The following is a 25,432-nucleotide window of genomic DNA, read 5'->3' as shown; positions in this document are numbered from 1 at the left end:
GACGGCGCACCCGGGTCAGGGGATGCGCACGAGCACCGCCGTGATGTTGTCCCGGCCGCCGCGCCACAGGGCGGCGCCGATGAGCTTCTCGAGGGCGTCCTCGAGGGTGTCGGCGTCGTCGATCAGCGCGCGGATCTCCTCGTCCAGCAGCTCGCCGGTCAGGCCGTCGCTGCACAGCAGGACGAGGTCCCCGGAGGCGAGGGGGACCTCGGCCACGTCCACCGTGAGCGCCTCGCGCGAGCCGAGCGCGCGGGTGATGACGTTGCGGCGCGGGTGGACGCGGGCTTCGGCGGGGGTGAGCTCCCCCGCGTCGACGAGCATCTGCACCGCCGAGTGGTCCACCGTGAGCTGCTGGAGCACCGGCGAGCCGACGGGCCGCAGGTACACCCGGGAGTCGCCGACGTTCGCCACGGCCCAGCGGCCGCGCTCCGTGTCCAGGCAGGCCAGGACGGTCAGGGTGGTGCCGGAGCGCCCCAGCCCGGCCTCGACGACGGCGGCGTCCGCCTCGTGGATCAGGTGGCCGAGCTCCTGGGGCGTGTGGGCCGTGCCCGGGGCGAGCACCTCGGGGGCGCGGCGGCGCAGGGTCTCGATCGCGGCGGCCGAGGCCACCTCGCCGGCCTCGTGCCCGCCCATGCCGTCGGCCACGGCGGCGAGCACCAGCGGCTCCCCGACGAGGGTCCACGCGTCCTCGTTCAGGTCGCGGACGGCGCCCACGTGGGTGGCGCCCGCGGCCTGGGGCCGCGGCGCGGACGGGGTCTCGGGGCGGGGGTCCACGGGGTCCTCGATCAGTCGGCGAGCAGGGTCTGGGCCGACCCGTCCAAGAGCAGGGAGGGGCGGACCTCTCCGAACCCGCGGACGATCCTGGGCGGCTGCGGGACGAGCACGAAGCGCTCGTCCCGGGACAGGGCCGCAGCGGTCATGGCGTCCACGAGCACGGTACCCGGATCGGCCAGGGACGTCAGCCGCGCGGCGAGGTTCACGGTGGGCCCGTAGATGTCCCCCATGCGGGAGAGCACCCGTCCCCATGTCAGGGCGACGCGCGCCGAGGGCAGCTCCTCGTCCGCGGCGATGGTCTCGGCCAGGGAGAGCGCGATCGCGGCGCCGGCCTCGGGGGTCTCGGCGTTGAACATGACCTCGTCGCCGATGGTCTTCACGAGCCAGCCGCCGCCGGCCGAGATGGTCTCCGCGGCGAGGGACTCGAAGCGCAGCACCATGCGGGCCAGCGTCCGGTCGTCCATGGTCCGGGAGAGCGTCGTGTAGGAGACCATGTCCGCGAAGCCGACGGCGCGGGCCAGCGGCAGCGGCGCATCCGACTCGGAGCCGTCGCGGCCCTGGGCGCTGGCCGCCAGCCCGGCCTCCACGCGCACGGTCAGGCGCTGGACGGCGCGGTTGAGCTGGCGCCGGTAGACGATCCGCATGGCCTTCTCGAGCGGTCCGACCATGTCCGGGAGCATGTCGACGACGGCCCGCCGCGCCTCCGGGTCCGTCAGGTCCTCGGAGGCGATCTTGTCCTCCACGAGCGCCTCGATCTGCCACACCACCATGCGGTCCGTCATCTGCCCGATCGACCGGGCCAGCGAGATGGCGGTGTCCTCGTTCAGCGTCCCCGAGCGCACGAGCGTGAGCACGGACTCGAACGCCTCGATGTCCGCCTCGGTGAAGGCCTTGTGCCCCTCCGGCGACGTCGGATAGCCCAGCGCACGCCAGATCTTCCGGGCGGAGCCCATCGAGACGCCGAGGCGCCGCGCCACCTCCCGCGAGGTGTAGGCGCGCGGGCCCACCACCAGGCCGGCGTCGAGCGTGCGCATCGCGCTCGTCCAGCCGGCGGGCTGGGCGGAGCGCTCCTCGACGTCGCGGGCGGTCTCGTCCTCAGCCGACGGGACGATCGGCAGCGGTGCGGTGTCCGGTGTCTCCGGACGGCTCATCGGAGGTCTCCTGTCGGGACGGGGGCGGGCCAGGTTGCGGTGCGGGCCTGGCGGGTGAGGTGGGCCAGGGCCTCCTCGAAGCGCGCGGCCTCGGGGACGTCGCGCAGCCGCCAGTGGACCTGGCGGGCGGGCTCCTGGAAGAGGATGTGCAGGTCTCCGGCACCCGAGCCGCGGCGGCGCCGCTGCACGTCGGCGATGGACACGAGCGGCATGGCGGCCCCGGAGCCGCCGACGCCGGCGCCCTGGAGGATGCGGCGGTCGGTGAGCACGGTGCGCCGGAAGACCCAGCGCCACAGCGGGCGGATGGTGCCGGGGAGCAGGACGAGCGCCGCGACCACCCACGCGGCCGCCTCGAGCACGGCGCGGTTCGCGGCGACGATCCCGGGCAGGTCGGGGCGTGCGAGCACGCCGACGGCCAGGCCGAGCAGGAACGCGACGGCCACGAGGACCGCGGCCGGGCGCAGCAGCGCGCGCGGGTGGGTGCGGGTGCGCACCATCACCTGCTCACCGGGCTCGAGTCGCACGGCGGTCACCTCCTGACCGGGACGGGTGTGTCATGCGCCGCGATGGACGTCTCCGCGCAGGTGGGCCACGTCCCCCGCACTGACCTCGGTCTCGATTGTGCCACGGTCCGGTGTGACGTGCTTCACGCGCAGGGTGCCGCCGGGGCCGAGGCCCACGGCCGTGCCCTCCAGCACGCCGCCGCCGGGCAGCTCGGCGCGCACCGCGCGGCCCAGCGTGGAGAGCCGGTCCGCCACGGCCGCCACGGCCGGGTGACGCCCGTCCACGGCCGCCGTCTGCCCCGCCACGCCCGCCGCGAAGCGGTCCACGGCCGCCACGACGGCGTCACGCAGCTCGACCGCGAGGTCCCGGGGCGCGGGCACGGCGTCCGCGCCGATCCACTCCGCCAGGTCCGAGGCGGTGTCCACCGGGGCGGCCCCGCGGTGGTCCAGGTTCACGCCCATCCCGACGACGACGCCGGGCCCCTTGCCGTCCGAGGACAGCGCCACCGTGGCCAGCACGCCGCACAGCTTGCGCCCGTCGGTGGCGAGCACGTCGTTCGGCCACTTCACGTGCGTCAGGACGCCCCGGGCCGCGAGGCGCTCGGCGACCGTGGCGGAGGCGACGAGCGAGAGCCAGCTCAGATGGGCCGGGGAGACCGGCACCCCGCCGGACTCGGGACGCAGGTACACGGACAGGGCGAGCGCCGCACCCGGCGCGGCGCTCCACACCCGGGAGTGCCGTCCCCGGCCGGCCCGCTGGTCCGCGGTGGCCACGGCCGCACCGTGCCGGTGTCCCTCGCGGTCCAGCCGTGCGAGGAGCTCATCCTGCGTGGAGCCGGCGGAGTCCAGCCAGGTCAGATCCGGTGTGGGGGCGTCGTCGGGGTGCATGCCCCTAGATATACACGGCGTTCCCGGGGGCGGGCTGGGCGGGCCGATCCGCTCCCGGGGCGCGCGGAGGGGCGGCCCGGGCCGACGTCCTCGTCGTTTGTGGGCTTCCTCCAACCGAGGGCGTCCGCGGCGGCCCGTAGACTGGCCGACTGAGCCTCCGCATCTGGCGGACCACCACAAGGAGGACGTGTGACCGATCCCGATCTGACCACCACGGCCGGCCGGCTGGCCGACCTGCATCGGCGGCTCGAGGCGACGGCCGCGCCCGGCGGCCCGGACGCCGTCGAGCGCCAGCACGCGCGCGGCAAGCACACCGCGCGCGAGCGGATCGACCTCCTCCTGGACGAGGGCTCCTTCGTGGAGCTGGACGCGCTGGCCGTGCACCGCACCACCGCGTTCGGCATGGACGCCAAGCACCCGGCCGGCGATGGCCTGGTGTCCGGCTTCGGCACCGTGGACGGACGCCAGGTGGCCGTCTACTCCCAGGACTTCACCGTGTTCGGCGGCTCGCTGTCCGAGCGCAACGGACAGAAGATCGTGAAGGTCCAGGAGTTCGCCGCGCGCAACGGCTGCCCCGTGATCGGCATCCTCGACGGCGGCGGCGCGCGCATCCAGGAGGGCGTGGCCTCCCTCGCCCAGTTCGCGGACATCTTCCGGAACAACGTCCTGGCCTCGGGCATGATCCCGCAGATCTCGCTGATCATGGGCCCCTCCGCCGGCGGCGCGGCCTATTCGCCGGCGCTGACGGACGTCGTGGTGATGGTGGACCAGACCTCGCACATGTTCATCACCGGCCCGGACGTGATCAAGACCGTCACGGGCGAGGACGTGGACATGGAGACCCTCGGCGGCGCCCGCTCGCACAACGCCACCTCCGGCACCGCCCACTACATGGCCTCCTCGGAGGAGGACGCGATCGCCTACGTGCAGGAGCTGCTCGAGCTGCTGCCCTCCAACAACCTCGCGGAGGCCCCGACCTTCGAGGCCGCGGACCCGGAGCCCACGGACGAGGACCTCGCCCTGGACGAGATCGTCCCGGACTCCGCCAACCAGCCCTACGACATGCTCGAGGTCATCGCCTCGATCGTGGACGAGGGCCACCTGCTGCAGCTGCAGGAGCTGTACGCGCCCAACGTGATCACCGGCCTGGCCCGCCTGGACGGCATGAGCGTGGGCGTCGTCGCGAACCAGCCGATGCAGTTCGCCGGCACCCTGGACATCGCCGCCTCGGAGAAGGCCGCGCGGTTCGTGCGCTTCTGCGACGCGTTCAACATCCCGATCATCACCCTCGTGGACGTGCCCGGGTTCCTGCCCGGCACGGACCAGGAGTTCAACGGCATCATCCGCCGCGGCGCCAAGCTGATCTACGCCTACGCCGAGGCCACCGTGCCGAAGCTGACCGTGATCACGCGCAAGGCCTTCGGCGGCGCGTACATCGTGATGGGCTCCAAGAAGCTCGGCGCGGACCTGAACCTGGCCTGGCCGAGCGCCCAGATCGGCGTGATGGGCGCCCAGGGCGCCGTGAACATCCTGTACCGGCGCGACCTGAAGGCGACGGCGGAGGCGGGCGGCGACGTCGACGCGCGCCGGGCCGAGATCGTGGCCGACTACGAGGCCGAGCTGCTCAACCCGTACCAGGCCGCCGAGCTGGGCTACGTGGACGCCGTGGTGCCCCCGCACGCCACCCGCGGCCAGCTCATCCGCGCCCTGCGCGCCACCCTGCACAAGCGCGAGGCCCGCCCCGCCAAGAAGCACGGGAACATGCCGCTGTGAGCGCCCTGCTGGGTCCGGGCGCCCCGGACGAGAACGACGAGTCGACGCAGGCCACGCCGGCGTCGGCCGACCCGCTGCAGCTCAGCGGCCCGGAGTTGGAGCCGGAGGAGATGGCGGCGCTGGCCGCCGTCCTCGAGGCGGCCGCCGCGGCCCGGGCCGAAGCCGCCCGGCTCGCCGCCGCGGCCGCCGACCCCCGTCCCCTGGACCGCACGCTCCGCCGTCGCGGCGACCTGGGCCTGTGGGCCCGGCCCGGCCGCGGCCAGTGGCGTCAGGGCGCGGGCCCGCAGTGAGCCGGGGGCGGGTGCCAGCGCCTAGAGTGCCGGTATGACCCAGCACACCTCCGAGGCCGCCGCCGACGGCGCCCGCACCCCGTCCGCCATCGACGCGCTCGCCGAGCGCTACGTGACCGACCTCCTCGCCCTGCATCCGGACACCGCCACCGAGCTCGGCTTCCCCGGCCGGGAGACCGAGTACACGGACTTCTCCCCCGCCGGCGCCCGCGCCGACGACGAGCTCAACGCCCGCCTGCTCGAGGACTTGGCCGCGCTCGAGCCGCAGGACGAGACGGACCGCGTCACGAAGGCGGCCATGCAGGAGCGCATCGGCCTCGAGCGGGAGATCCACGCGACCGGCCGCACCGAACTGAACAACATCGCCTCCCCCGCTCAGGGCATCCGCGCGGTCTTCGACCTCATGCCCACGGACACCGCGGAGCAGTGGGGCCACATCGCCGGCCGCCTCGAGAACCTGCCGGCCGCCCTGCGCGGCTACACCGAGTCCCTGCTCGCCTCCCGCGACGCCGGCCACGTGGCCGCGGTGCGCCAGGTGGACATCGTGGTGGAGCAGGCCCGCGCCCACGGCGGCGCGGGCGGGTTCTTCCCGGGCCTGGTCGAGCGGGCCGAGGCAGCCGACGTCGTGGACGACGCCCTGGCCGCCCGCATCCGCTCCGGCGCGGACACCGCCGCGCAGGCCTACCGCGACTTCGCGGCCACGCTCGAGGCCGAGCTGCGCCCGCACGCCCCGGAGGCGGACGGCGTCGGGATCGACTACTACCGGCTGGCCTCCCGCGTCTTCCTCGGCGCCGAGATCGACCTCGAGGAGACCTACCGCTGGGGCCAGGAGGAGCTGGCCCGCATCATCGCCGCGCAGCAGGCGGACGCCGAGCGCATCCGGCCGGGCGCCACGATCGAGGAGGCGCGCGCGATCCTGGACGCGGACCCGGAGCGCACCCTGAAGGGCACCGAGGCCCTGCGCACGTGGATGCAGCGGCTCTCCGACGACGCGGTCGAGGCCATGAAGGAGCACTTCGAGATCCCGGCCCCGATGGACCGGCTCGAGTGCATGATCGCCCCCACCCAGGAGGGCGGCATCTACTACACCGGCCCCTCGGACGACTTCTCCCGGCCCGGCCGCATGTGGTGGTCCGTGCCCCCGGGCGAGGACGAGTTCACCACGTGGGCGGAGACCACCACGGTCTACCACGAGGGCGTGCCGGGCCATCACCTGCAGATCGCCACCGCCATGATGAACCGGGAGAACCTCAACCTGTGGCGCCGCAGCTTCTGCTGGACGTCCGGCCACGGTGAGGGCTGGGCGCTGTACGCGGAGAAGCTCATGGAGGAGCTCGGCTTCCTCGACGACCCGGGCGACCATCTCGGCATGCTGGACATGCAGCGCATGCGCGCGGCCCGCGTGGTGTTCGACATCGGCTACCACTGCGGCTTCGACGCCCCCGAGTCCGAGGGCGGCGGCGCGTGGACCCCGGAGAAGGGCTACGCGTTCCTGGCCAAGCACCTGATGATCTCCGAGGGCCAGCGCCGCTTCGAGTTCACGCGCTACCTCGGCTGGCCGGGGCAGGCGCCGGCGTACAAGGTGGGCCAGCGCATCTGGGAGCAGATCCGCGCCGAGCACGAGCAGGCCGAGGGCGCCGACTTCGACCTCAAGGCCTTCCACACCCGGGCCCTGCGCCTGGGCGGCATGGGCCTGGACACCCTGCGGGAGGCGCTCGCGTGATCCCGCACGACGACGGCGCGGCCGGCCCCGGCACGGGCCTGCGGCTGGTGCTCGGCTCGGCCTCCCCCGGCCGGGCGGAGGTCCTGACCCGGGCGCGGGTGCCGTTCCGCGTCGTCGTCTCGGGGGTGGACGAGGCGGCCGTGGGCGCGGCGGCGGGCGACCCGTCGCCGGCGGAGCTGGCGGGCCTGCTGGCGGAGGCCAAGGGCCGCGATGTGGCCGCCCGTGTGGCGGGCGCCGGCGTCGAGGCCCCCACGCTCGTGCTCGGCTGCGACTCCGTGTTCGAGTTCGAGGGCCGCGCCCACGGCAAGCCCTACGAGCCCGAGGTCGCCGTCGAGCGCTGGCGCGCCCAGGCCGGCCGGGAGGGCGTGCTGCATTCGGGCCACTGGGTGGGCCTGGTGCTGCCGGAGCCCGGGGTCGAGTCCGGGATGGCCGCGGAGGCGGGCGTGGTGTCCGCCGTCGTGCGCTTCGGCGCCGTCACCGAGGCCGAGATCCAGGCCTACGTGGCCACGGGCGAGCCGCTGCACTGCGCGGGCGCGTTCACGGTGGACGGCGCGGGCGCGGCCCTCGTGGACGGCGTGGACGGGGATCCCAACGCGGTGATCGGGCTGTCCGTGGCGTGGCTGCGGCGGGCCACGGCGGCCCTGGGCCAGGACTTCACCCGATTGTGGGAACCCTCCAACGCGCAGCGCTGATCCGGCGCGACAGGGCCACGTGCCTCGGAGGGTTCCGCCACAACGAGTAGGGTGCTGGTCAGAGTCGGCGCCGTCCCGCGCCTTTCGCCCCACCGGGTGAGGGGCACGACCCCGGACGTGGCGCCCGCACCCCCAGCCGTGATCGTCCGAGGAGTCCATCGCCCATGAGCATCGCCGACGCACCGCAGGCCTCGGTCGTCCCGCCCGTCGACCCCGCGGCGGAGCGCCGGTTCTCCCGGGTGCTGATCGCCAACCGCGGTGAGATCGCCGTGCGCATCATCCGGGCCTGCCAGGACGAGGGGCTGACCTCCGTGGCCGTCTACGCCGAGCCGGACCGGGACGCCCTGCACGTGAAGCTCGCGGACGAGGCCGTGGCCCTCGGCGGGGAGAGCGCCGCCGACTCCTATCTGGTGGTCGGCAAGATCCTCGACGCCGCCGAGCGCGCGGGCGCGGACGCCGTGCACCCCGGCTACGGCTTCCTCTCCGAGAACGCGGACTTCGCGCGCGCCGTGGCCGACGCCGGCCTCGTGTGGATCGGCCCGCCCGCCGCGGCGATCGACCGGCTGGGCGACAAGGTCTCGGCCCGCCAGCTGGCCACCAAGGTCGGCGCCCCGCTGGCGCCGGGCACCACCTCCCCGGTGACCGGCACGGAGGAGGTCGTCGCGTTCGCGGACGAGTTCGGCCTGCCGGTGGCCATCAAGGCGGCCTACGGCGGCGGCGGCCGCGGCATCAAGGTGGCCCGCACGCGCGAGGAGATCCCCGAGTTCTACGAGTCCGCGGTCCGTGAGGCCGTGGCCGCGTTCGGCCGGGGCGAGTGCTTCGTGGAGCGCTTCCTGGACAAGCCGCGCCACGTGGAGACGCAGTGCCTGGCGGACGTGCACGGCGACGTCGTCGTGATCTCCACCCGCGACTGCTCGCTGCAGCGCCGCAACCAGAAGCTCGTGGAGGAGGCCCCGGCGCCGTTCCTCACGGACGAGCAGAACGCCCGCCTCGTGGAGTCCTCCAAGGCGATCCTGCAGGAGGCCGGCTACGTCGGCGCGGGCACGTGCGAGTTCCTCGTGGGCCAGGACGGGACCATCTCCTTCCTCGAGGTGAACACGCGCCTGCAGGTGGAGCACCCGGTCTCCGAGGAGATCACCGGCATCGACCTCGTGCGCGAGCAGTTCCGCCTGGCCCGCGGCGAGGCCCTCGGCTACACGGACCCGCAGCCCCGCGGCCACTCGATCGAGTTCCGCCTCAACGGCGAGGACCCGGGCCGCAACTTCCTGCCCGCCCCCGGCCGGCTCACCACGTTCCGCATGCCCAGCGGCCCGGGCGTGCGCGTGGACTCCGGCGTGGTGGAGGGCGAGACCGTGTCCGGGGCCTTCGACTCCATGGTCGCCAAGCTGATCGTCACCGGCGCGGACCGCCGCCAGGCCCTGCAGCGCGCCGCCCGCGCCCTGCGCGAGGCCGAGATCGTCGGCATGCCCTCGGTGCTGCCCTTCCATCGCGCCGTGGTGCGCGACCCCGCCTTCGCCCCCGAGATCGCCGGCTCGGAGGAGCCGTTCTCGGTGCACACCCGGTGGATCGAGACGGAGTTCGCGAACCGCATCGAGCCGAGCGCCCTCACCCCGGCCGAGCCGGCCCCCCGCGAGGCGCGCCACACCGTGACCGTGGAGGTCAACGGCAAGCGCGTGGACGTCACCCTGCCCACGTGGGGCGAGGCCCTGCACACGATCTCCGGCGCCGCCCAGCGGGCCGGTGCGGGACGACGCCGGCCCCGCGGCAAGCGCGGCGCACCGGTGGCCGCGGCCGTCAGCACGGACGCGCTGACCGCCCCGATGCAGGGCACCGTGGTGAAGGTCGCCGCCGAGAACGGCCAGACCGTGGCCGAGGGCGACCTGATCGTGGTCGTGGAGGCCATGAAGATGGAGCAGCCGCTCGCGGCCCACCGCGCGGGCGTGGTCAGCGGTCTCGAGGTCGAGCCGGGCCAGACGGTCACGGCCGGCACGGTGATCGCCACCATCGCCGACGCGGAGTGAGCCGCCGGCGACGACGGCGGGGAGCGCCGGCGTCGTGGGCTGGTTCCACATGGTGGACGACGAGGATGTGACTCTCGCAGATCGGCGCGACGAGGCTTAACCTGACACGCATCTTCGTCTCACATCGTGGTCGCTCGCGACCCCCTGTGCCCGTCATACCAGGGAGACACCATGTCCCACTCCACCCCGCCCGTGAACCCGGGCGCCCCCACCGATCTCACGTCGGACGCGGTCGCCACCGCGGAGGAGGTGCCCCGCTCGCGGGTCATCATCGCCTCCCTCGTGGGCACCTCGATCGAGTTCTACGACTTCTACATCTACGCCACGGCCGCCGTCTCGGTGTTCCCGCTGATCTTCTTCGCGGGCGGCGACGACAACACGGCCCTGCTGGCCTCCATGGCCACCTTCGGCGCGGCGTTCATCGCCCGGCCGCTGGGCGCCGTCGTCTTCGGCCACCTGGGCGATCGCGTGGGCCGCAAGACCACGCTCATCGGCTCGCTGCTGACCATGGGCATCGCGACGTTCCTCATCGGCCTGCTGCCCACGTACTTCCAGATCGGCCTGTGGGCGCCGGCCATGCTGACGCTGCTGCGCTTCTTCCAGGGTCTGGGGCTCGGCGGCGAGTGGTCCGGCGCCGCCCTGCTGGCCACCGAGTACGCCAAGGACGGCAAGCGCGCGCAGGCGGCCATGTGGCCGCAGCTCGGCGCGCCGATCGGCTTCCTGCTGGCCAACGGCCTGTTCCTCGCGCTCGTGCTCGGCTTCGACCACGACTCCACGAGCCCGGTGCTCGACGGCCCGTTCCTCACGTGGGTGTGGCGCGTGCCGTTCCTGCTCTCGATCGTGATGGTGGCCGTGGGCCTCTACGTCCGCGTCAAGCTCGAGGAGACCCCGGTCTTCCAGCGCGCCCTCGACCGCGACCAGCGTGTGAAGGCGCCGCTGGGCGAGGTCTTCCGCCGCAACTGGTGGGAGCTGATCCTGGGCACCTTCGTCATGTACGCCACCTACGTGCTCTTCTACCTGATGACCACGTGGATCCTGTCCTACGCGATCGGCAAGCCGGCCAACGGCTTCCTGGGTGTCCCCTACGCCGAGTTCCTCGTGCTGCAGCTGGTCGGCATCCTGTTCTTCGCGGCGTTCGTGCCGGTCTCCGGCCTGCTGGCTGACCGCTTCGGCCGCCGCCCCACCCTGATCGTGATCTCGGTGCTCATGGTGCTGTTCGGCCTCTCGTTCGGCCTGTGGCTCTCGCCGGAGAACATGGGCGTGGGCGCGGAGCTGAACGTGCCGCTGATGCTGGCGTTCCTGGCCACGGGCATGACGCTCATGGGCCTGACCTTCGGGCCGATGTCCGCGGTGCTGCCCGAGCTGTTCCCCACGAACACGCGCTACACCGGCTCCGGCATCGCCTACAACGTGTCCTCGATCCTCGGCGCGGCGCTGACCCCCTTCATCGCGGCCTGGCTCGTGCAGAAGTTCGACGTCTCCTACGTCGGCTACTACCTGGCCGCCGCCTCGGCGATCACCGTCATCGCGCTGGTGCTCTCCCCCGAGACCCGCCACACGGACCTCGACACCGTCACCTCGGCCCGGGAGCGCCGCGCCGCCACCCGCTGACCCCGCCCGCCCGGGGCCCCCGCCCGCACTGTCGAACGTGACATCGGGGGAATGGACGCTTTCGGTCGTGAGATAGGGCCTATCTCACGACCGAAAGTCGTCTCTGGGTCAGATGCGCACGTGCAGGCGGCGGGCCGCCTCCGCGATCGACCCGGACATGGACGGGTACACGGTGAAGGTGTCCGCGAGGTCGTCCACGTGCAGCTTGTGCGTGACCGCGAGCGCGAGCGCGTAGATCAGCTCGGAGGCGCGCGGCGAGACCACCACGCCGCCGATCACGGTGCCGGAGCCCTGACGGGCGAAGATCTTCACGAACCCCTCCTCCGCGCCGGACATCTTGGCGCGGGGGTTGGTGTGGAAGTCCAGGCGCAGCACGTCCGCCTGGTACTGGCCGGAGTCCACCTGCGCCTGCGTGACGCCCACGGTGGCGATCTCCGGCGAGGTGAAGATGTTCGAGGCCAGCAGGTGCGGGCGCAGCGGCTTGAGGGCGTCGCCGAGCAGGTGGGCGACGGCGATGCGCCCCTGCATGGCCGCCACCGAGGCGAGGGCGAGCTTGCCCGTGCAGTCGCCCGCCGCGTAGATGCTCGGCACGGACGTGCGGGAGACGCCGTCCACGAGCACGTGGCCGGAGCCGGTCAGCTTCACGCCCACGTCGTCGAGGCCGAGGCCCGCCGTGTTCGGCACGCCGCCGACGGCCACGAGGGCGTGGGAGCCCTCGATCGACGGGGTGTCCTCGGCGCCCTCGCCGGAGAGGTGCACGCGCACGCCGGTCTCGGTCCGCTCGACGGACTCGGCCCGGGAGCGGGAGACCACCCTGAGGCCGTTGCCCTCGAAGACCTTCTCGAGCAGCTCGGCGGCGTCGGCGTCCTCGCCGGGGAGCACGCGGTCGCGCGAGGAGACGAGGGTGACCTTGGCGCCGAGGCGGTTGTAGGCCGAGGCGAACTCGGCGCCGGTGACGCCGGAGCCCACGACGATCAGGTGCTCGGGCAGCTCCTTGAGGTTGTAGACCTGCTTCCAGTTGAAGATCCGCTCGCCGTCCGGGACGGCGGTGGGCAGCTCGCGGGGGCTCGCGCCGACGGCCACGAGGATCGCGTCCGAGGTGATGATCTCGGGCTCGGCGCCGGCGTCGGCGTCGTCGAGGGCGCGGACGGACACCTCGTGGGGGCCGACGACGCGGCCCACGCCGTCGATCACCCGGACGCCGACCCGCTCGAGGCCCGCGCGGATGTCCGAGGACTGCTCGTGGGCCAGGTTCAGGATGCGGCGGCCGACCTGGCCCATGTCCGCGTGGACGTCGCCCCCGCCGAGGTCGACGCCCAGGTCCACGGAGGCGCCCACGCGGCGCATCGAGTCGGCGGCGGCGATCAGCGTCTTGGAGGGGACCACGTCCGTGAGGACGGCCGCGCCGCCCAACCCCTGGCGCTCGACCAGGGTCACGCGGGCGCCCAGCTTCGCGGCCACCATGGCGGCCTCGTAGCCGCCGGGGCCGCCGCCGATGATGGTCAGGGACGGGATGAAGGTGCTGTTTTCCTCGGTCACGGGCTCCATTGTGTCCGCCACGGACGGGAAAGTCCTAGCCAGCGGCCACGGGACACCGCCTAGACTCCACGACGTGACCGACCAGACCAGCATCCCCTCCCCCGACTCCCCCCTGACCGGCGACCACCCGGGCTTCGCCGAGGCCCGCGCGGCCGCCGACTCCCTCGCCCGGGCGACGGGCGTGGCGGAGCACCGCGTCGCCGTCGTCCTCGGCTCCGGCTGGGGCGAGGCCGCCGGCCTGATCGGCGAGGAGGTCGCCGCCGTGCCGCTGGCCGAGGTGCCCGGCTTCCACGCCCCGAAAGTGCCCGGCCACAACGCGGTGATCCGCTCGGTCCGACTGCCGGACGGCACGCACGCCCTCGTCTTCGGCTCGCGCACGCACTTCTACGAGTCCCGCGACGCCCAGGCCGTGGCGCACACCGTCCGCACCGCCGCCGCCGCCGGGGCGCGCACCGTGGTGCTGACCAACGGCTGCGGTGGCCTGGACCCGGAGATCGCTCCGGGCACCCCCGTCCTGCTCGCGGACCACATCAACCTCACCGGCGCCACCCCGCTCGCCGGCGCCACGTTCGTCGACCTCACCGACCTCTACTCCCCGCGGCTGCGCGCGATCGCCCGCGAGGTGGACCCGTCCCTGCGCGAGGGCGTGTACGTCCAGTTCGCCGGCCCACAGTATGAGACCCCCGCCGAGGTGCGGATGGCGCGCACCCTCGGCGGCGATCTCGTCGGCATGTCCACGGCACTGGACGCGATCGCGGCCCGTCACGCCGGGCTGGAGGTGTTCGGCATCTCGCTGGTGACCAACCTCGGCGCCGGCATCTCGGAGACGCCGCTGTCCCACGCCGAGGTCGTGGAGGCCGGTCAGGCCGCCGGCCCGCGCATCGCGCGCCTGCTCGCGGACATCGTGGGGCGGCTCTGATGCCCGCGCATCCCCCGCACGACGACGTCGCCGCGCTCCCGGAGGACGTCCTCGCCCGGGCTGAGCGGTGGGCGACGGAGGACCCCGACCCCGCGCACCGGGACACCCTGCGCGCCGAGCTCGACGCGGCCGCCGGCGTCGGCCCGGAGGCCGCGGCCGCCCGGGCGGCGCTCGCCGCCCGCTTCGCCGGGCCGCTCGCCTTCGGCACCGCCGGCCTGCGCGCCGAGGAGGGCCCGGGCGAGTCCCGCATGAACCGGCTCGTGGTGCGTCGCACCGCGGCGGGTCTGGCCGCCCACCTGTGGGACGGCGTCGGACGGGACGCTGCCCCGCCGCTGGCCGTCGTCGGGTACGACGCGCGACGCGGTTCGGCCGCCTTCGCCGCGGACACGGCCGCCGTCCTGACGGCCGCGGGCGTGCAGACCGTCCTGCTGCCGGACCCGCTGCCGACGCCGGTGCTCGCCTTCGCGGTGCGCCATCTCAGCGCGGACGCGGGCGTGATGGTCACGGCCAGCCACAACCCGCCCGCGGACAACGGCTACAAGGTCTACCTCGGCGGGCGGCTCACGGACGAGGCGGGCCGGGGGGCGCAGATCGTCTCCCCCGCGGACGCGCAGATCGCCGCCCGCATCGACCACGCGGCGTGGGCCGCGGACATCCCGCTCGCCGACGACGGCTGGACCGTGGCCGGGCCGGACCTGCTGGAGGCCTACCGCGCGGCGGCCCTCGGCGTGCTCGACGACGACCGGCACGGCCACCGCGACCTGCGCGTGGTCTACACGCCCCTGCACGGAGTGGGCGGCGCCGTGGTCCCGGGCCTGCTCGAGGACGCCGGCTTCGGCCCCGTCCACGTGGTGGCCGAGCAGGCCGCCCCGGACCCGGCCTTCCCCACGGTCGCGTTCCCCAACCCGGAGGAGCCGGGGGCGATGGACCTCGCCCTCGCCCTGGCCGCCGAGGTGGACGCGGACCTGGTGATCGCCAACGACCCCGACGCCGACCGCCTGGCCCTGGCCGCGCCCGTCACCGACGCGGACGGTGCCCGCACGTGGCGGATGCTCTCGGGCGACGCCGTCGGGACGCTGCTGGGCGCGCACGCGATGCCGGCCCTGCACGCGGCCGGCCGCAGCGCCGCGAACTCCGTGGTCTCCTCCCCGCAGCTGGCCGCCCTGGCGGAGGCGAACGGGGTGAGGCACCACGTCACGCTGACCGGCTTCAAGTGGATCTCCCGCGCCCCGGACCTCGGCTTCGGCTACGAGGAGGCCCTCGGCTACTGCGTGGACCCGGACATGGTGCGGGACAAGGACGGCATCACGGCCGCCCTCATGGCCGCGGAGCTGGCCGCCGCCCTCACAGCGCAGGGACGCGGCCTGACGGACGCCCTGGCCGACGTCGACGCGGTCACCGGCGCCATGCCCAGCGCCCAGGTCTCGGTCCGCGTGGCGGACCTGTCCCTGATCGCCCGCACCATGACGGCCCTGCGTCAGCAGGCGCCGGCCACGCTCGCGGGGGAACCGGTCACCGTGCGCCGGGACCTGGCCGCCGGCGGGGACGGGCTGCCGCCGACGGACGCACTGCTGTTCGCCACCGACTCCGGCACCCGCGTCCTCGTGCGCCCCTCCGGCACCGAGCCCAAGCTCAAGTGCTACCTCGGCACCCGGGACGCCGACCCGGCCGCGGCCGCCGAGCGGCTCGAGGCGCTGCGCGCCGAGGTGACGGCCCTCGTGGGCGGCTGAGCCTCGGTAGGCTGGCGGACATGACCGTCTCCCTCACCACCGCCGAGCTGGCGAAGTACATCGACGCGACCGCCCTGAAGGCCGACACCTCGGAGGCGGACGTGCGCCGCCTCGTGGCCGAGTCCCGCGAGGCCGGGGTCAAGAGCGTCTGCATCAACCCCGTGTGGGTGCCGCTGGTGGCCGCCGAGCTCGCGGGCTCGGACGTGCTGACCTGCACCGTGATCGGCTTCCCCCTCGGCGCCAACGCCTCGGAGGTCAAGGCCTTCGAGGCCCGGCAGGCGATCGACGCCGGCGCGGACGAGGTGGACATGGTCCTCGACGTCGCCGCGGCCCGCGCCGGGGACCGCGACCGGCTCGTCGCGGACGTCCGCGCCGTGGCCGAGGCCGCGCACGCGGATGGCCCCGCAGGCGACGGCGGGGCGCTGCTCAAGGTGATCGTGGAGACCGCCCTGCTGGACGACGACGCGATCGTCCTGGCCTGCGAGGCCGCGGTCGAGGCCGGGGCGGACTTCGTGAAGACCTCCACGGGCTTCTCCACCGCGGGCGCCACCGTCGAGCACGTCGCGCTGATGCGCCGCACCGTGGGCGAGCGCATCGGCGTGAAGGCCTCCGGCGGGGTGCGCACCCGCGCGGACGCCCTGGCGATGATCGAGGCCGGCGCCACCCGGATCGGGGCCAGCTCCGCGCTTGCTATCCTGGGATCCGACTGACTCGCATCACTTCGGCCGGGCGTCCGCCCCGGCCGGGACCGCACCGAAGGAGCATCACGTGATCCGCAACGGCAAGGCCATCGACCACTCCAACGTGGGCGGCGTCTGGGGTTCCCTGATCGCCTTCATCGTCGCCTTCGGCGCGTTCCTCGGCTGCCTCTACGCCATGGGCTTCTGGTCGCTCGAGTCGGTCTGGATCCCCGGCCTGATCGCGCTGGCCCTGGCCACTGTGGCCTTCATGATCCCCAAGGCGTTCCTGGGCCGCAGCGACACCGTGGACACCACCGCCATCCACACCCGTCCCGTCGTCGAGCACGCCGCCTCCGGCGCCCACGCCGTCGAGACCGGCGCCGCGCACCGCTGAGCCGTCCCGGAGCCGAGGATCGCTGACACCGGTCGTCCGGCCGCCGCGCGCCGAAGGGCGTCCACCCGCAACACGGGGGTGGACGCCCTTCGGCTTGTCTCCATCGCGGCGGTGGTGCTGGGTCACGCATACCTGACGGACCTCACCTTCAGCCGGTACCTGGAGATCTGGCGGATGCCGCTGTTCTTCTTCCTCACCGGCTACTTCTGGACGCGCGGCCGCCCCTGGGCCACGGACGTGTGGGGCCGCTTCCGGAGCCTGATGGTGCCGTACCTGGTGTGGGCGGCGCTCATGTCCGTGGCCGCATTCGCGTGGTTCGCCGACGACCCCGACCTCCTGCGGCGCCTGATGATCACCGGCTGGTACGGGGGCGCGGACCAGGAGCCCCCGTGGTGGGCGTTCTGGTTCATCTCCGTCCTGTTCTTCACCACGGTGCTGCGCCGATTCCTCGAGCGCTTCCCGTCCGCCGTCGCCTGGGCCGTGGGCCTGGCCGGGCTGGCGTGGGCCCACCTCGTGCCGGACTCCGCGATCGCCCGCACGCCGCTGGGCGTCGGGCTGGCCCTGCCGTGCCTGTTGTTCGTCCTCAGCGGGGAGATGTTCCGCCGCCGCGTCCAGCCGCACGTGCGGCGCCACCGGACGCTCATCGGCGTCGGCCTGGTGCTGCTCGGGATGGTCGCGGTCCGGCTGGGCCTGGAGCCGCCCAACATCAAGTTCGGCGGCTTCGGCACGCCGGTGCTCACCCCCGCCGTGGGCGTCCTGATGTCCGCGGGGATGGTGCTCGTGTTCGGTTCCACGGTGGAGAGGCTGCTGCGCTCCTTCGCCCGACGCACCGGGACGGGTCAGGCCCTGCGCCGCGCCATCACCGCCCTGGTCCGGACGGGCACGGTGGTGGTGCTGCTGCACGGCTGGGTGCTGATGTGGGTCACGCGCCACGGCGTGGAGGACAACGCCGCCAAGTTCGCCCTCGCGCTCGCCCTCAGCTGGCTGGCAGGCCTCGCCCTGCTCGCCACCCCCTGTCCAAGCCGTTCACGGGGGCGCGCCGCCGCTGGCACCCGGTGCACCGCCTGCGACGCGTGGAGCCCCCGCACCCCGTCACGTCCGCGCTGCCGCGCGTCACGACCGCCTCGGAGAGGACACACCCATGAGCAGGGATCATCGCCCCCCGATCCGCAATCCGTTCCTGCCGTCGACGCCGGAGGAGCCTGAGGTGCCGACCCGCGACGGCGGCCACCCGGCGGGTGACGGCGGCGACGCCGGCGCCCCGGCGGCCTCCACGGCGCGGGAGGATCGCCTCGCCGAGTTCCGGCTCGGCCCGGCGTTCCTCCCCCACCCGGCCGACCCCGCCGCGCCGCGGCAGCGTGCGACGCCGGCCGAGCGCGCGGTGGCTCCCGCGACCGCCGCGGCCGCTGAGCCGGCCTCGCCTGCCGCACCGGCCGACCGTGTCCCCGGCCCCGTGCCGAGCGCCCGCATCCTCGTCGTGTGCACGGGCAACATCTGCCGCTCCGCCTATGTGGAGTACGCGCTGCAGGCGCAGCTCAACGCCCTGCTCGGTGACCGGGGCCGCGCGGAGGTCACGAGCGCGGGCACGGAACCGAACCAGGCGCTGACCGTCCCCGGCCCGCTGCTCGACCTCGCACCGAGCCGCCGAGTCCGCGCCGCGTTGACGCAGCATCGACCGCAGCAGCTGACCGGGCGTTCGCTGGCGGGACAGGACCTCGTCCTGACCGCGACGGACGACCACCTGGACGAGGTGCTGCGCGAGGACCCCGCGGCGGTGCGCCGGACCTTCACGATCCTCGGCATGGGCACCCTCCTGCGCGACCACGGCGAGGAGCTCGCCGCGGCGGTCCCTCCGGGCGCGGGCGTCACCGCGCTCGTCACGGCGCTGGCGGAGCTGCGCTCCCGCCTGATCGCCCACGGGGAGCGGCCGGACGCGGATCTGCCGGACCCGTTCCGCGGCCCCGCCGAGGGCTACGCCGCGATGGCGCAGACCGCGCAGCCGATCGTCGAGCTGCTGGCGTGGGAGATCGACGGGGACCTCGTGGAGGAGGAGCCGACGGGCGCCTGACCGGCCAGCGTCAGAGATCGGGGACGGGGCCGCCTCCACTGCCACGCGCAGGGGTGCGCAGCCGGGGGGCGGACAGGCGCAGCCTAAGAATGCGTAGGCGCCGAGGATGGCGAGGACGAGCACGACGCCACCCCCATCTGCGGCGTCGACCAGAGCCACAGGACGGCGCACGCCAAGCCCGCCATGGAGGTGCAGGGCCCGTGAGGAAGACGCACACCGCGGCGGTGACGAGCAGGGCCACCTTCCACCGCCGCGTCCGCATCAGAGCGAGCGGCGACTGAGCCGACCGCGGGCGATGCAGTCAACAAGACCGATGAAGCCCGCGATCCGCGCCCATTAGCGCAACCAGTCCAGGTCTGGGATGCCCTGCGGCAGGGGGACGATCGCGGGGAACGGCATGCTCGGTGAACATGAGAATGGAACTCTGCAGGTGGATCTAGACAGGTCGCGCAGCTCATCGCGAGTCCTGCCACGCGTTCATGGATGGCACGTCAACACGGAGCACCCGGGAGCGTGCGGGTCTCGCGCCGTCAGTCCACGAATCCACCTGAACCCCCTTTAACTTTGCACCGGGCATCCGGCACAGTCACCGCCGGGCCTCCTTTGGGTCGACTAAGCTCGCGGCCATGGGAGAACGAGCGACGGGACAGCGACCGGCCGCCCCGCCGTCCCTGGACTTCGAGGTCCGCGTCCGCCTCGCCCACGCCCGCATCACGCATCTGCTGGACCGGGTCGGCATTCGCGGCCTGCACGTCAAGGGCTACGCCACGGAGCCCGGCGTCTACCCGGAGCACCGCCGCAGTTCGGACGTAGACCTGCTGGTCCATCCGGCCGATGCCACCGCCGTCATCGAGCTCCTGCACGCCCACGCCTGGGAACCGGTCGCTGACTTCTCGGAAGGGTCGATCTTCCAGCACGCGGCCACGCTCTGGCACGACCAGCTGGGGTATGTGGACGTGCATCGGCTCTTCCCCGGCCTCGGCGCGTCCCCCGAGGCGGCCTTCGACGCCCTGTGGAGCGAGCACGCCCACCTCGTGATCGCGGGCCGGCCCGTTCCGGTGCCGAGCCCGCGCCACCAGCGGCTCGTCGTGATCGTCCACGCGGCCCGCGACCCGTTCCGCGGTGGCCTCGACGTCCGGCACATCCGGGAGTCCCTCCCCGCCGAGAGCTGGGCCGCCCTGCGCGAGGAAGCCCACCGGCTGCACGCGGGCGCGGCCTGGCACGTCGCCACGGGCGAGGCCGCCGACGGCGTCGACACCCGGCAGCTGACCCTCTTCGCGGCGCTGCACGAGAGCCAGAGCGGTCTTGAGCTGTTCCGCACCCGGTGGCGGTCGGCCGCCACGGTGCGGGAGCGGGCCGTCCTCGTGGCCCGCACGATCCCGGTGAACCGCCCCCATCTGCAGATGCGCCTGGGCCGGCCTGTCACCCGCGCGGACCTGTGGCGCGAGCAGCGCGCCCGGCTCGGCGCACTCGCCGGCTGGGCCTGGACGAAGGCGGTGCGCCGTGACCGTTGAGACCACCGAGGGCTGGGCGATCTCCCCCGACATCGCGTGGGCCCGCACCGCCGGCGGCCAGGCCGCCGTCATGACGCTCGAGGCCGGTCAGCCGCTGCTGTTGGGCGCCTCGGGCGACGTGATCTGGGACGTCCTCGTGGGCGGCCGCACCCCGGAGGACGACCTGGTCGCGGATCCGCCGGTGCCGCTGTCGACGACGGACGTCACGGTCCAGGTGGCGGAGGCGTTCGGCCTCGCTCCCGCCGACGTCGCGGCCGACGTCCACGCCTTCCTCGAGATGCTCGAGGCGCACGGCATCCTCGTCCGCGTGAGGACGGCCTGACCCGCCTCAGCCCTCCGGCGCGAAGATCGCGTCGACCACCTGCTGCGCCCACTCGAGCAGCGGGACGTCCACGAGGTCCTGACCCATGACCGGCTTGGTCTTGGGACGCGGGATGAGGACGCCGTTCAGGGCCGGCTTGACCTGGGCGCCCTTGTACATGCGGGTCAGGCGCATCTGACGGGACTCCGGCAGGTCCGCGGCGGGGCCGAACTTCACGTTCTGCCCCAGCAGCATGACCTCGGTGACGCCCGCGGCTCGCGCCCGGTTGCGGAACCGGGCGACGGCGACGAGCGCCTCCACCGGCTCCGGCAGCGGGCCGTACCGGTCCTTGAGCTCCTCCACCACGGCGTCCACGGCGGCGTCGTCCGCGGCCTGGGCGAGGTTGCGGTACATCTCGAGGCGCAGCCGCTCCCCCGGCACGTAGTCGTGCGGCAGGTGGGCGTTGACCGGCAGCTCCACCTTCACCTCGGCGGGCGCGGTGTCCTCCTCGCCCTTGAAGTCGGCCACGGCCTCGCCCACCATCCGCAGGTAGAGGTCGAAGCCCACGCCGGCGATGTGGCCGGACTGCTCCCCGCCCAGCAGGTTGCCGGCGCCGCGGATCTCGAGGTCCTTCATGGCCAGCTGCATGCCCGCGCCGAGCTCGTTGTGGGTGGCCACGGCCTTGAGCCGTTCGAGGGCCACCTCGCCCAGGGGCTTCTGCGGGTCGTACAGGAAGTACGCGTACGCCCGCTCGCGGCCACGGCCCACCCGGCCGCGCAGCTGGTGCAGCTGCGAGAGGCCGTAGCGGTGGGCGTCCTCCACGATCAGGGTGTTGGCGTTGGCGATGTCCAGGCCGGTCTCGATGATCGTGGTGGAGACGAGCACGTCGAACTTCCGCTCCCAGAAGTCCACCATGATCTGCTCGAGCCGGGCCTCGCTCATCTTGCCGTGGGCGACGGCGATCCTCGCCTCCGGCACCAGCTCGGCGATGCGCTTGGCCACCTTGTCGATGGTGGTGACGCGGTTGTGCACGTAGAACACCTGGCCCTCCCGCATCAGCTCGCGGCGGATGGCCGCGGTGACCTGCTGGTCCGAGTACGGGCCCACCGAGGTGAGCACGGGGTGGCGCTCCTCCGGGGCGGTGGCCAGCGTGGAGGTCTCGCGGATGCCGGTGAGGGACATCTCGAGGGTGCGCGGGATGGGCGTGGCGGACATGGCGAGCACGTCCACGTTGGTGCGCATCTTCTTCAGCGCCTCCTTGTGCTCGACGCCGAAGCGCTGCTCCTCGTCCACGATCACCAGGCCCAGGTCCTTGAACTGCACCTGGTCGGAGAGCAGCCGGTGGGTGCCGATCACCACGTCCACCTCGCCGTGCGCGAGCCCCTCGATGACCTCCTTGGACTCCTTGGCGGTCTGGAACCGGGAGAGCGCGGCCACCTTCACGGGGAAGCCGGCGAACCGGTCGGAGAACGTCTGGTGGTGCTGGCGGGCGAGCAGCGTCGTCGGGACGAGCACGGCCACCTGCTTGCCGTCCTGCACCGCCTTGAACGCGGCGCGCACGGCCACCTCGGTCTTGCCGAAGCCGACGTCGCCGGAGACGAGCCGGTCCATGGGGACGGCCGCCTCCATGTCCTTCTTGACGTCCTCGATGGTGGTCAGCTGATCCGGCGTCTCGATGAACGGGAACGCCTCCTCCAGCTCGCCCTGCCACGGGGTGTCCGGGGCGAACGCGTGGCCGCGCGAGGCCATACGGGCCGAGTACAGGCGGATGAGCTCGCCGGCGATCTCGCGGGTGGCGCGCTTGGCCTTGGACTTGGTCTGCGCCCAGTCCGAGCCGCCCATCTTGGACAGCGACGGCGTCTCCCCGCCCACGTAGGTGGAGATCAGGTCGAGCTGGTCGGTGGGCACGAACAGCCGGTCGCCGGGGGCGCCGCGCTTCGAGGGCGCGTACTCGAGCACGAGGTACTCGCGGTAGGACTCCTCGGTGCCGGGGGCGGTGCGCGGGCCGCCGGTGACCTTGCGGCGCTGCAGCTCCACGAAGCGGGCGATGCCGTGCTGGGAGTGCACCACGTGGTCGCCGGGCTGCAGGGTCAGCGGGTCGACGGCGTTGCGCCGCTTCCGGGCCAGCCGCGCTCCGGGGGCGCGCGTGCCCGCGGTGCGGTGCCGGCCGAAGAGGTCGTGCTCCGTGATCAGGGCGATCTGCGCGTCCGGGATCGTGAAGCCGGAGCCGACGGGCGCCGCCGCGATGGAGACCCGCCCCGGGGCGAGGTCGGCGGGCAGGGGCCCGTCCACCACGGAGGCCGTGAGGCCGGCCTCCGCGTTGAGCTCGGCGAGGCGGCGGGCGGAGCCGGGGCCGTCGGTGAGGACCACGGCATGCCACCCTTCCGCGAGCCGGATGCGGGTGTGCGCGACCATGGCCTCGATGTCGCCCGAGAAGGTCTGCGCGACGCCGAGGGTGGCGCGCAGGGTGGCGGCGTCGGGCAGCAGCTCGGCGTCCGAGACCAGCGCGGTGACGGACCAGAACCCCTGGTCCTGCTCGAGCGCGGCCGCGCGGAGTTCGGCCACCGTGAGGAACCCGCCCGCGGCGGACTGGTCCGCCCCGGCCACGTCCACCGGGGCGACCGCGCCCTGCGCGGCGCCGGCCCACGCGGCCTGGAGGAACTCCTCGTTGGTGGCCAGCAGGTCGTCGGCGCGGCCGCGCAGGCGCTCGGGCTCCACGAGGACGGTCAGCGAGCCGGTGGGCAGCATGCGGGGCAGCGACGTCATGGCCTCGGCCAGCAGCGGGGAGAGGGACTCCATGCCCTCCACGGCCACGCCCTCGGCGATCCGGTCCAGCATGTCCGCGGCGGCGGGCATGGCCGGGATCAGCTCTTTGGCGCGCCGGCGCACGTGGTCCGTGATCAGCAGCTCGCGGCACGGGGGCGCGTACAGCTCGGAGGGGTGGCCCGAGCCGTCCTCCGTGGTGTCCTCGAGGGAGCGCTGGTCCGCCACGGAGAACCAGCGCATCTGCTCCACCTCGTCGCCGAAGAACTCGATGCGCACGGGGTAGTCCTCGGTGGGCGGGAACACGTCGATCAGCCCGCCGCGCACCGCGAACTCGCCGCGACGGCTGACCATGTCCACGCGCGAGTAGGCGGCGTCCGCGAGCGCGGCCACCACGCCGTCGAAGTCCCGTTCCTCCCCCGTCCGCAGGGTCACGGGGCTCAGCTCGCCGAGCCCGGCCACGAGGGGCTGCAGCACGGCGCGCACGGGGGCGACGACGATGCGCAGCGGGCCCTCCGCGTGCTCCTCGGGGTGGGCGAGGCGGCGCAGCACGGCCAGGCGGGCGCCCACGGTGTCCGAGCGCGGGGACAGGCGCTCGTGGGGCAGCGTCTCCCAGGACGGGAACAGCGCGGCGGCGCCGGCGGGGGCCCAGGCGGCGAGGTCGGTCACGAGGTCCTCGGCCTCGCGGGTGGTCGCGGTGACCACGAGGACGGCGGCGCGCTCGCCGTGGCCCTCGGCCAGCGCCTCGGCGAGGACGGTCAGCAGGGGCGCGCGGGCGCCGTCGGGCAGGCCGATCTCCAGTTCGACGCCCCGGGCCTCGAGCGGCCGGGCGGCGGAGGCGGCGGCCGCCTCGAGCGCGCGTTCGGCGCGCAGGCGCGGCAGCAGCGGGGCGAGGACGGGGGTGGTCTCGGGGGCGCTCATGCGCGGACCTCCGGGGTGGCGGTGGAGCCGTCCGTGGCGGCGGGCAGTTCGGTGGTCATGATCTCCCGGATCTCTTCGAGGAAGGCGAGGACGTCGTCGGCGCCGCCCACCGGGCCGCCGGCGGTGAGCCGGTCCGTGCCGAGCAGCACCGCGGTGGGGAACGAGTGCAGACCGAGGGCCTGCGAGGCGGCGCCGGCCGGGTCGGCGAGCACGAGCGACGCGTCGACGGCGCCGCTGTGGATCGCCCCCTCGGCGCCGGGGGCGTGCTGGGGCATGAGGACCCGCAGCCGGACCGGCCCGAGCGCGTCCTTGAACTCGTCCAGCCGGTCGATCACCCGCGTACAGGAGCCGCACCCCGTGGACAGGCGCAGGGCCACCACGGCCCCGTCCGCGACCAGCCGGTGCAGACCGGTGTACTCGCCGTCCGCGACCACGACGGCGTCCGGGAACGGGTGGCGTTCGGGCTCGGCGGCGTCGGCCGGGTCGACGGCGGCCGGAGCCTCGGGCGTGGGCGTCGCCGGGGCGGCGTCGGGTGCGGCCGGGACGGACTCGCGCCCGGCCAGGAACGCGGCGGTCGCGAGCAGCACGGACACGAGCAGGGCCCACGCCCACGCCCCGGCGCCGAAGGCGGTGAGAGGCTGCCAGGCCAGGCCCGCGCCGTGCACCGCCAGCGAGACGATCCCCTCGGCCAGGGCCAGGACGGCGAGGGCCAGGAAGACGACGTTGCGGACCACGGTGGTGCGGGAGATCGGGGCGGCCGAGGCCTCGCCGAAGCAGCCGCAGGAGACGCCGTCGTCCTGGGCCCGGACCACGAGCGCGAGGAAGGCGGCGAAGAGGGCCACGGCGACCAGGCCGACGACGGGACGCAGCAGGGTGAAGGGCTGCAGGAGGGCGGCGGCGAGCAGCAGCTCGAGCCAGGGGAACGCGCGCGCCAGGGCGGGGGCCGCGAACGGGCGGGGCACCCTGAGCCGGGTGAACGTGGCCTGCACGTCCTCGCCGGAACGGAGCTTCGCCGTCCCGCTCAGGAGCAGGATGAGGGCCACGGCCCAGAGTGCCGACATGGCGGACACACCTTCCAGGGGGTTCACGAGGGGTCGCGCGGCCGGTCCCGGCGCCGTGCACGGGACCCGGGTCGCGGAGGCCAGCATATAAGGTGAGGGATGGACGCCCATCGCCG

The 25,432-nt window shown here is 74.1% G+C and carries 21 protein-coding genes; 14 read left to right on the top strand and 7 right to left on the bottom strand.

The window, feature by feature from the left end; translation table 11 throughout:
* Window positions 1-15 precede the first annotated feature (15 nt).
* From CITRIK5_RS01365 to CITRIK5_RS01350, 4 genes are read right to left on the bottom strand one after another with little or no spacing between them, the layout of a single operon-like run.
* Window positions 16-774: a PP2C family serine/threonine-protein phosphatase gene (locus tag CITRIK5_RS01365; protein ID WP_020625514.1), complete on the bottom strand. Its 759-nt coding sequence runs from the start codon at window positions 772-774 to the stop codon at window positions 16-18.
* Window positions 775-785: 11 nt separating this feature from the next.
* Window positions 786-1,925, bottom strand: coding sequence for an adenylate/guanylate cyclase domain-containing protein (locus CITRIK5_RS01360; RefSeq protein WP_060973731.1), 1,140 nt, complete (start codon window positions 1,923-1,925; stop codon window positions 786-788).
* Window positions 1,922-2,449, bottom strand: a complete 528-nt coding sequence (locus CITRIK5_RS01355) for a PH domain-containing protein (RefSeq protein WP_041103555.1) — start codon at window positions 2,447-2,449, stop codon at window positions 1,922-1,924. The genes CITRIK5_RS01360 and CITRIK5_RS01355 overlap by 4 nt, the downstream gene beginning before the upstream one ends.
* 30 nt (window positions 2,450-2,479) lie before the next feature.
* On the bottom strand, window positions 2,480-3,316 hold the full coding sequence (locus tag CITRIK5_RS01350; RefSeq protein ID WP_041103545.1) for a biotin--[acetyl-CoA-carboxylase] ligase: 837 nt from the start codon (window positions 3,314-3,316) through the stop codon (window positions 2,480-2,482).
* Between the two features lie 189 nt (window positions 3,317-3,505).
* Between CITRIK5_RS01350 and CITRIK5_RS01345 the strand changes: the two genes are divergently transcribed.
* The 6 genes from CITRIK5_RS01345 (at window position 3,506) to CITRIK5_RS01320 (ending at window position 11,426) form a co-directional block, all read left to right on the top strand.
* The gene (locus tag CITRIK5_RS01345) at window positions 3,506-5,089 is read left to right on the top strand and encodes an acyl-CoA carboxylase subunit beta (RefSeq protein WP_041103546.1); all 1,584 of its coding nucleotides are present in this window, start codon (window positions 3,506-3,508) and stop codon (window positions 5,087-5,089) included.
* Window positions 5,086-5,379: a hypothetical protein gene (locus CITRIK5_RS01340; protein ID WP_101965796.1), complete on the top strand. Its 294-nt coding sequence runs from the start codon at window positions 5,086-5,088 to the stop codon at window positions 5,377-5,379. Before CITRIK5_RS01345 ends, CITRIK5_RS01340 begins: the two co-directional genes overlap by 4 nt.
* A gap of 34 nt (window positions 5,380-5,413) precedes the next feature.
* Complete coding sequence (locus CITRIK5_RS01335; RefSeq protein ID WP_041103547.1) at window positions 5,414-7,102, top strand: DUF885 domain-containing protein; 1,689 nt, start codon at window positions 5,414-5,416, stop codon at window positions 7,100-7,102.
* Window positions 7,099-7,794 carry a nucleoside triphosphate pyrophosphatase gene (locus CITRIK5_RS01330; RefSeq protein ID WP_041103548.1) on the top strand — a complete coding sequence of 232 codons (696 nt, stop codon included), beginning with the start codon at window positions 7,099-7,101 and terminating at the stop codon, window positions 7,792-7,794. Before CITRIK5_RS01335 ends, CITRIK5_RS01330 begins: the two co-directional genes overlap by 4 nt.
* Before the next feature lie 164 nt (window positions 7,795-7,958).
* Window positions 7,959-9,815 carry a biotin carboxylase N-terminal domain-containing protein gene (locus tag CITRIK5_RS01325; protein ID WP_095353457.1) on the top strand — a complete coding sequence of 619 codons (1,857 nt, stop codon included), beginning with the start codon at window positions 7,959-7,961 and terminating at the stop codon, window positions 9,813-9,815.
* A gap of 171 nt (window positions 9,816-9,986) precedes the next feature.
* Entirely contained in the window at window positions 9,987-11,426 is a 1,440-nt protein-coding gene (locus CITRIK5_RS01320) for an MFS transporter (protein WP_041103550.1), read from the top strand.
* Window positions 11,427-11,534: 108 nt separating this feature from the next.
* Here the strand turns inward: CITRIK5_RS01320 and CITRIK5_RS01315 are convergent, their stop codons facing one another.
* Window positions 11,535-12,965 (bottom strand): NAD(P)H-quinone dehydrogenase, encoded by a 1,431-nt coding sequence (locus CITRIK5_RS01315; protein WP_081097739.1) that lies wholly within the window; start codon window positions 12,963-12,965, stop codon window positions 11,535-11,537.
* A gap of 73 nt (window positions 12,966-13,038) precedes the next feature.
* Between CITRIK5_RS01315 and CITRIK5_RS01310 the strand changes: the two genes are divergently transcribed.
* The 8 genes from CITRIK5_RS01310 to CITRIK5_RS01275 all read left to right on the top strand — a co-directional run bounded on the left by CITRIK5_RS01310 (window position 13,039) and on the right by CITRIK5_RS01275 (window position 20,592).
* Window positions 13,039-13,884, top strand: a complete 846-nt coding sequence (locus CITRIK5_RS01310; protein WP_060973872.1) for a purine-nucleoside phosphorylase — start codon at window positions 13,039-13,041, stop codon at window positions 13,882-13,884.
* Complete coding sequence (locus CITRIK5_RS01305; protein ID WP_060973873.1) at window positions 13,884-15,614, top strand: phospho-sugar mutase; 1,731 nt, start codon at window positions 13,884-13,886, stop codon at window positions 15,612-15,614. Before CITRIK5_RS01310 ends, CITRIK5_RS01305 begins: the two co-directional genes overlap by 1 nt.
* Window positions 15,615-15,634: 20 nt before the next feature.
* Window positions 15,635-16,324 carry a deoxyribose-phosphate aldolase gene (deoC, locus tag CITRIK5_RS01300; protein ID WP_036340586.1) on the top strand — a complete coding sequence of 230 codons (690 nt, stop codon included), beginning with the start codon at window positions 15,635-15,637 and terminating at the stop codon, window positions 16,322-16,324.
* Between the two features lie 58 nt (window positions 16,325-16,382).
* Window positions 16,383-16,688, top strand: a complete 306-nt coding sequence (locus CITRIK5_RS01295; protein WP_036317357.1) for a hypothetical protein — start codon at window positions 16,383-16,385, stop codon at window positions 16,686-16,688.
* Window positions 16,689-16,802: 114 nt separating this feature from the next.
* Window positions 16,803-17,894: an acyltransferase family protein gene (locus CITRIK5_RS01290; protein ID WP_236557120.1), complete on the top strand. Its 1,092-nt coding sequence runs from the start codon at window positions 16,803-16,805 to the stop codon at window positions 17,892-17,894.
* Between the two features lies 1 nt (window position 17,895).
* Window positions 17,896-18,756, top strand: coding sequence for a low molecular weight phosphatase family protein (locus CITRIK5_RS01285; RefSeq protein ID WP_060973875.1), 861 nt, complete (start codon window positions 17,896-17,898; stop codon window positions 18,754-18,756).
* Window positions 18,757-19,382: 626 nt separating this feature from the next.
* Window positions 19,383-20,270, top strand: coding sequence for a nucleotidyltransferase family protein (locus tag CITRIK5_RS01280; protein ID WP_060973876.1), 888 nt, complete (start codon window positions 19,383-19,385; stop codon window positions 20,268-20,270).
* Window positions 20,260-20,592 carry a PqqD family protein gene (locus tag CITRIK5_RS01275; RefSeq protein ID WP_060973877.1) on the top strand — a complete coding sequence of 111 codons (333 nt, stop codon included), beginning with the start codon at window positions 20,260-20,262 and terminating at the stop codon, window positions 20,590-20,592. Before CITRIK5_RS01280 ends, CITRIK5_RS01275 begins: the two co-directional genes overlap by 11 nt.
* Window positions 20,593-20,598: 6 nt before the next feature.
* Here the strand turns inward: CITRIK5_RS01275 and mfd are convergent, their stop codons facing one another.
* Together mfd and CITRIK5_RS01265 are read right to left on the bottom strand one after the other, a co-directional pair.
* Window positions 20,599-24,255, bottom strand: coding sequence for a transcription-repair coupling factor (mfd, locus tag CITRIK5_RS01270; protein ID WP_060973878.1), 3,657 nt, complete (start codon window positions 24,253-24,255; stop codon window positions 20,599-20,601).
* A complete protein-coding gene (locus CITRIK5_RS01265; protein WP_060973879.1) occupies window positions 24,252-25,316 on the bottom strand; it encodes a MauE/DoxX family redox-associated membrane protein in 1,065 nt (354 codons plus the stop codon). The genes mfd and CITRIK5_RS01265 overlap by 4 nt, the downstream gene beginning before the upstream one ends.
* Window positions 25,317-25,432: the final 116 nt, after the last annotated feature.

Source organism: Micrococcus sp. 116 (assembly GCF_902506395.1).
GTDB lineage: Bacteria > Actinomycetota > Actinomycetes > Actinomycetales > Micrococcaceae > Micrococcus > Micrococcus luteus.
This window is presented reverse-complemented; position numbering and strand designations above follow the sequence as displayed.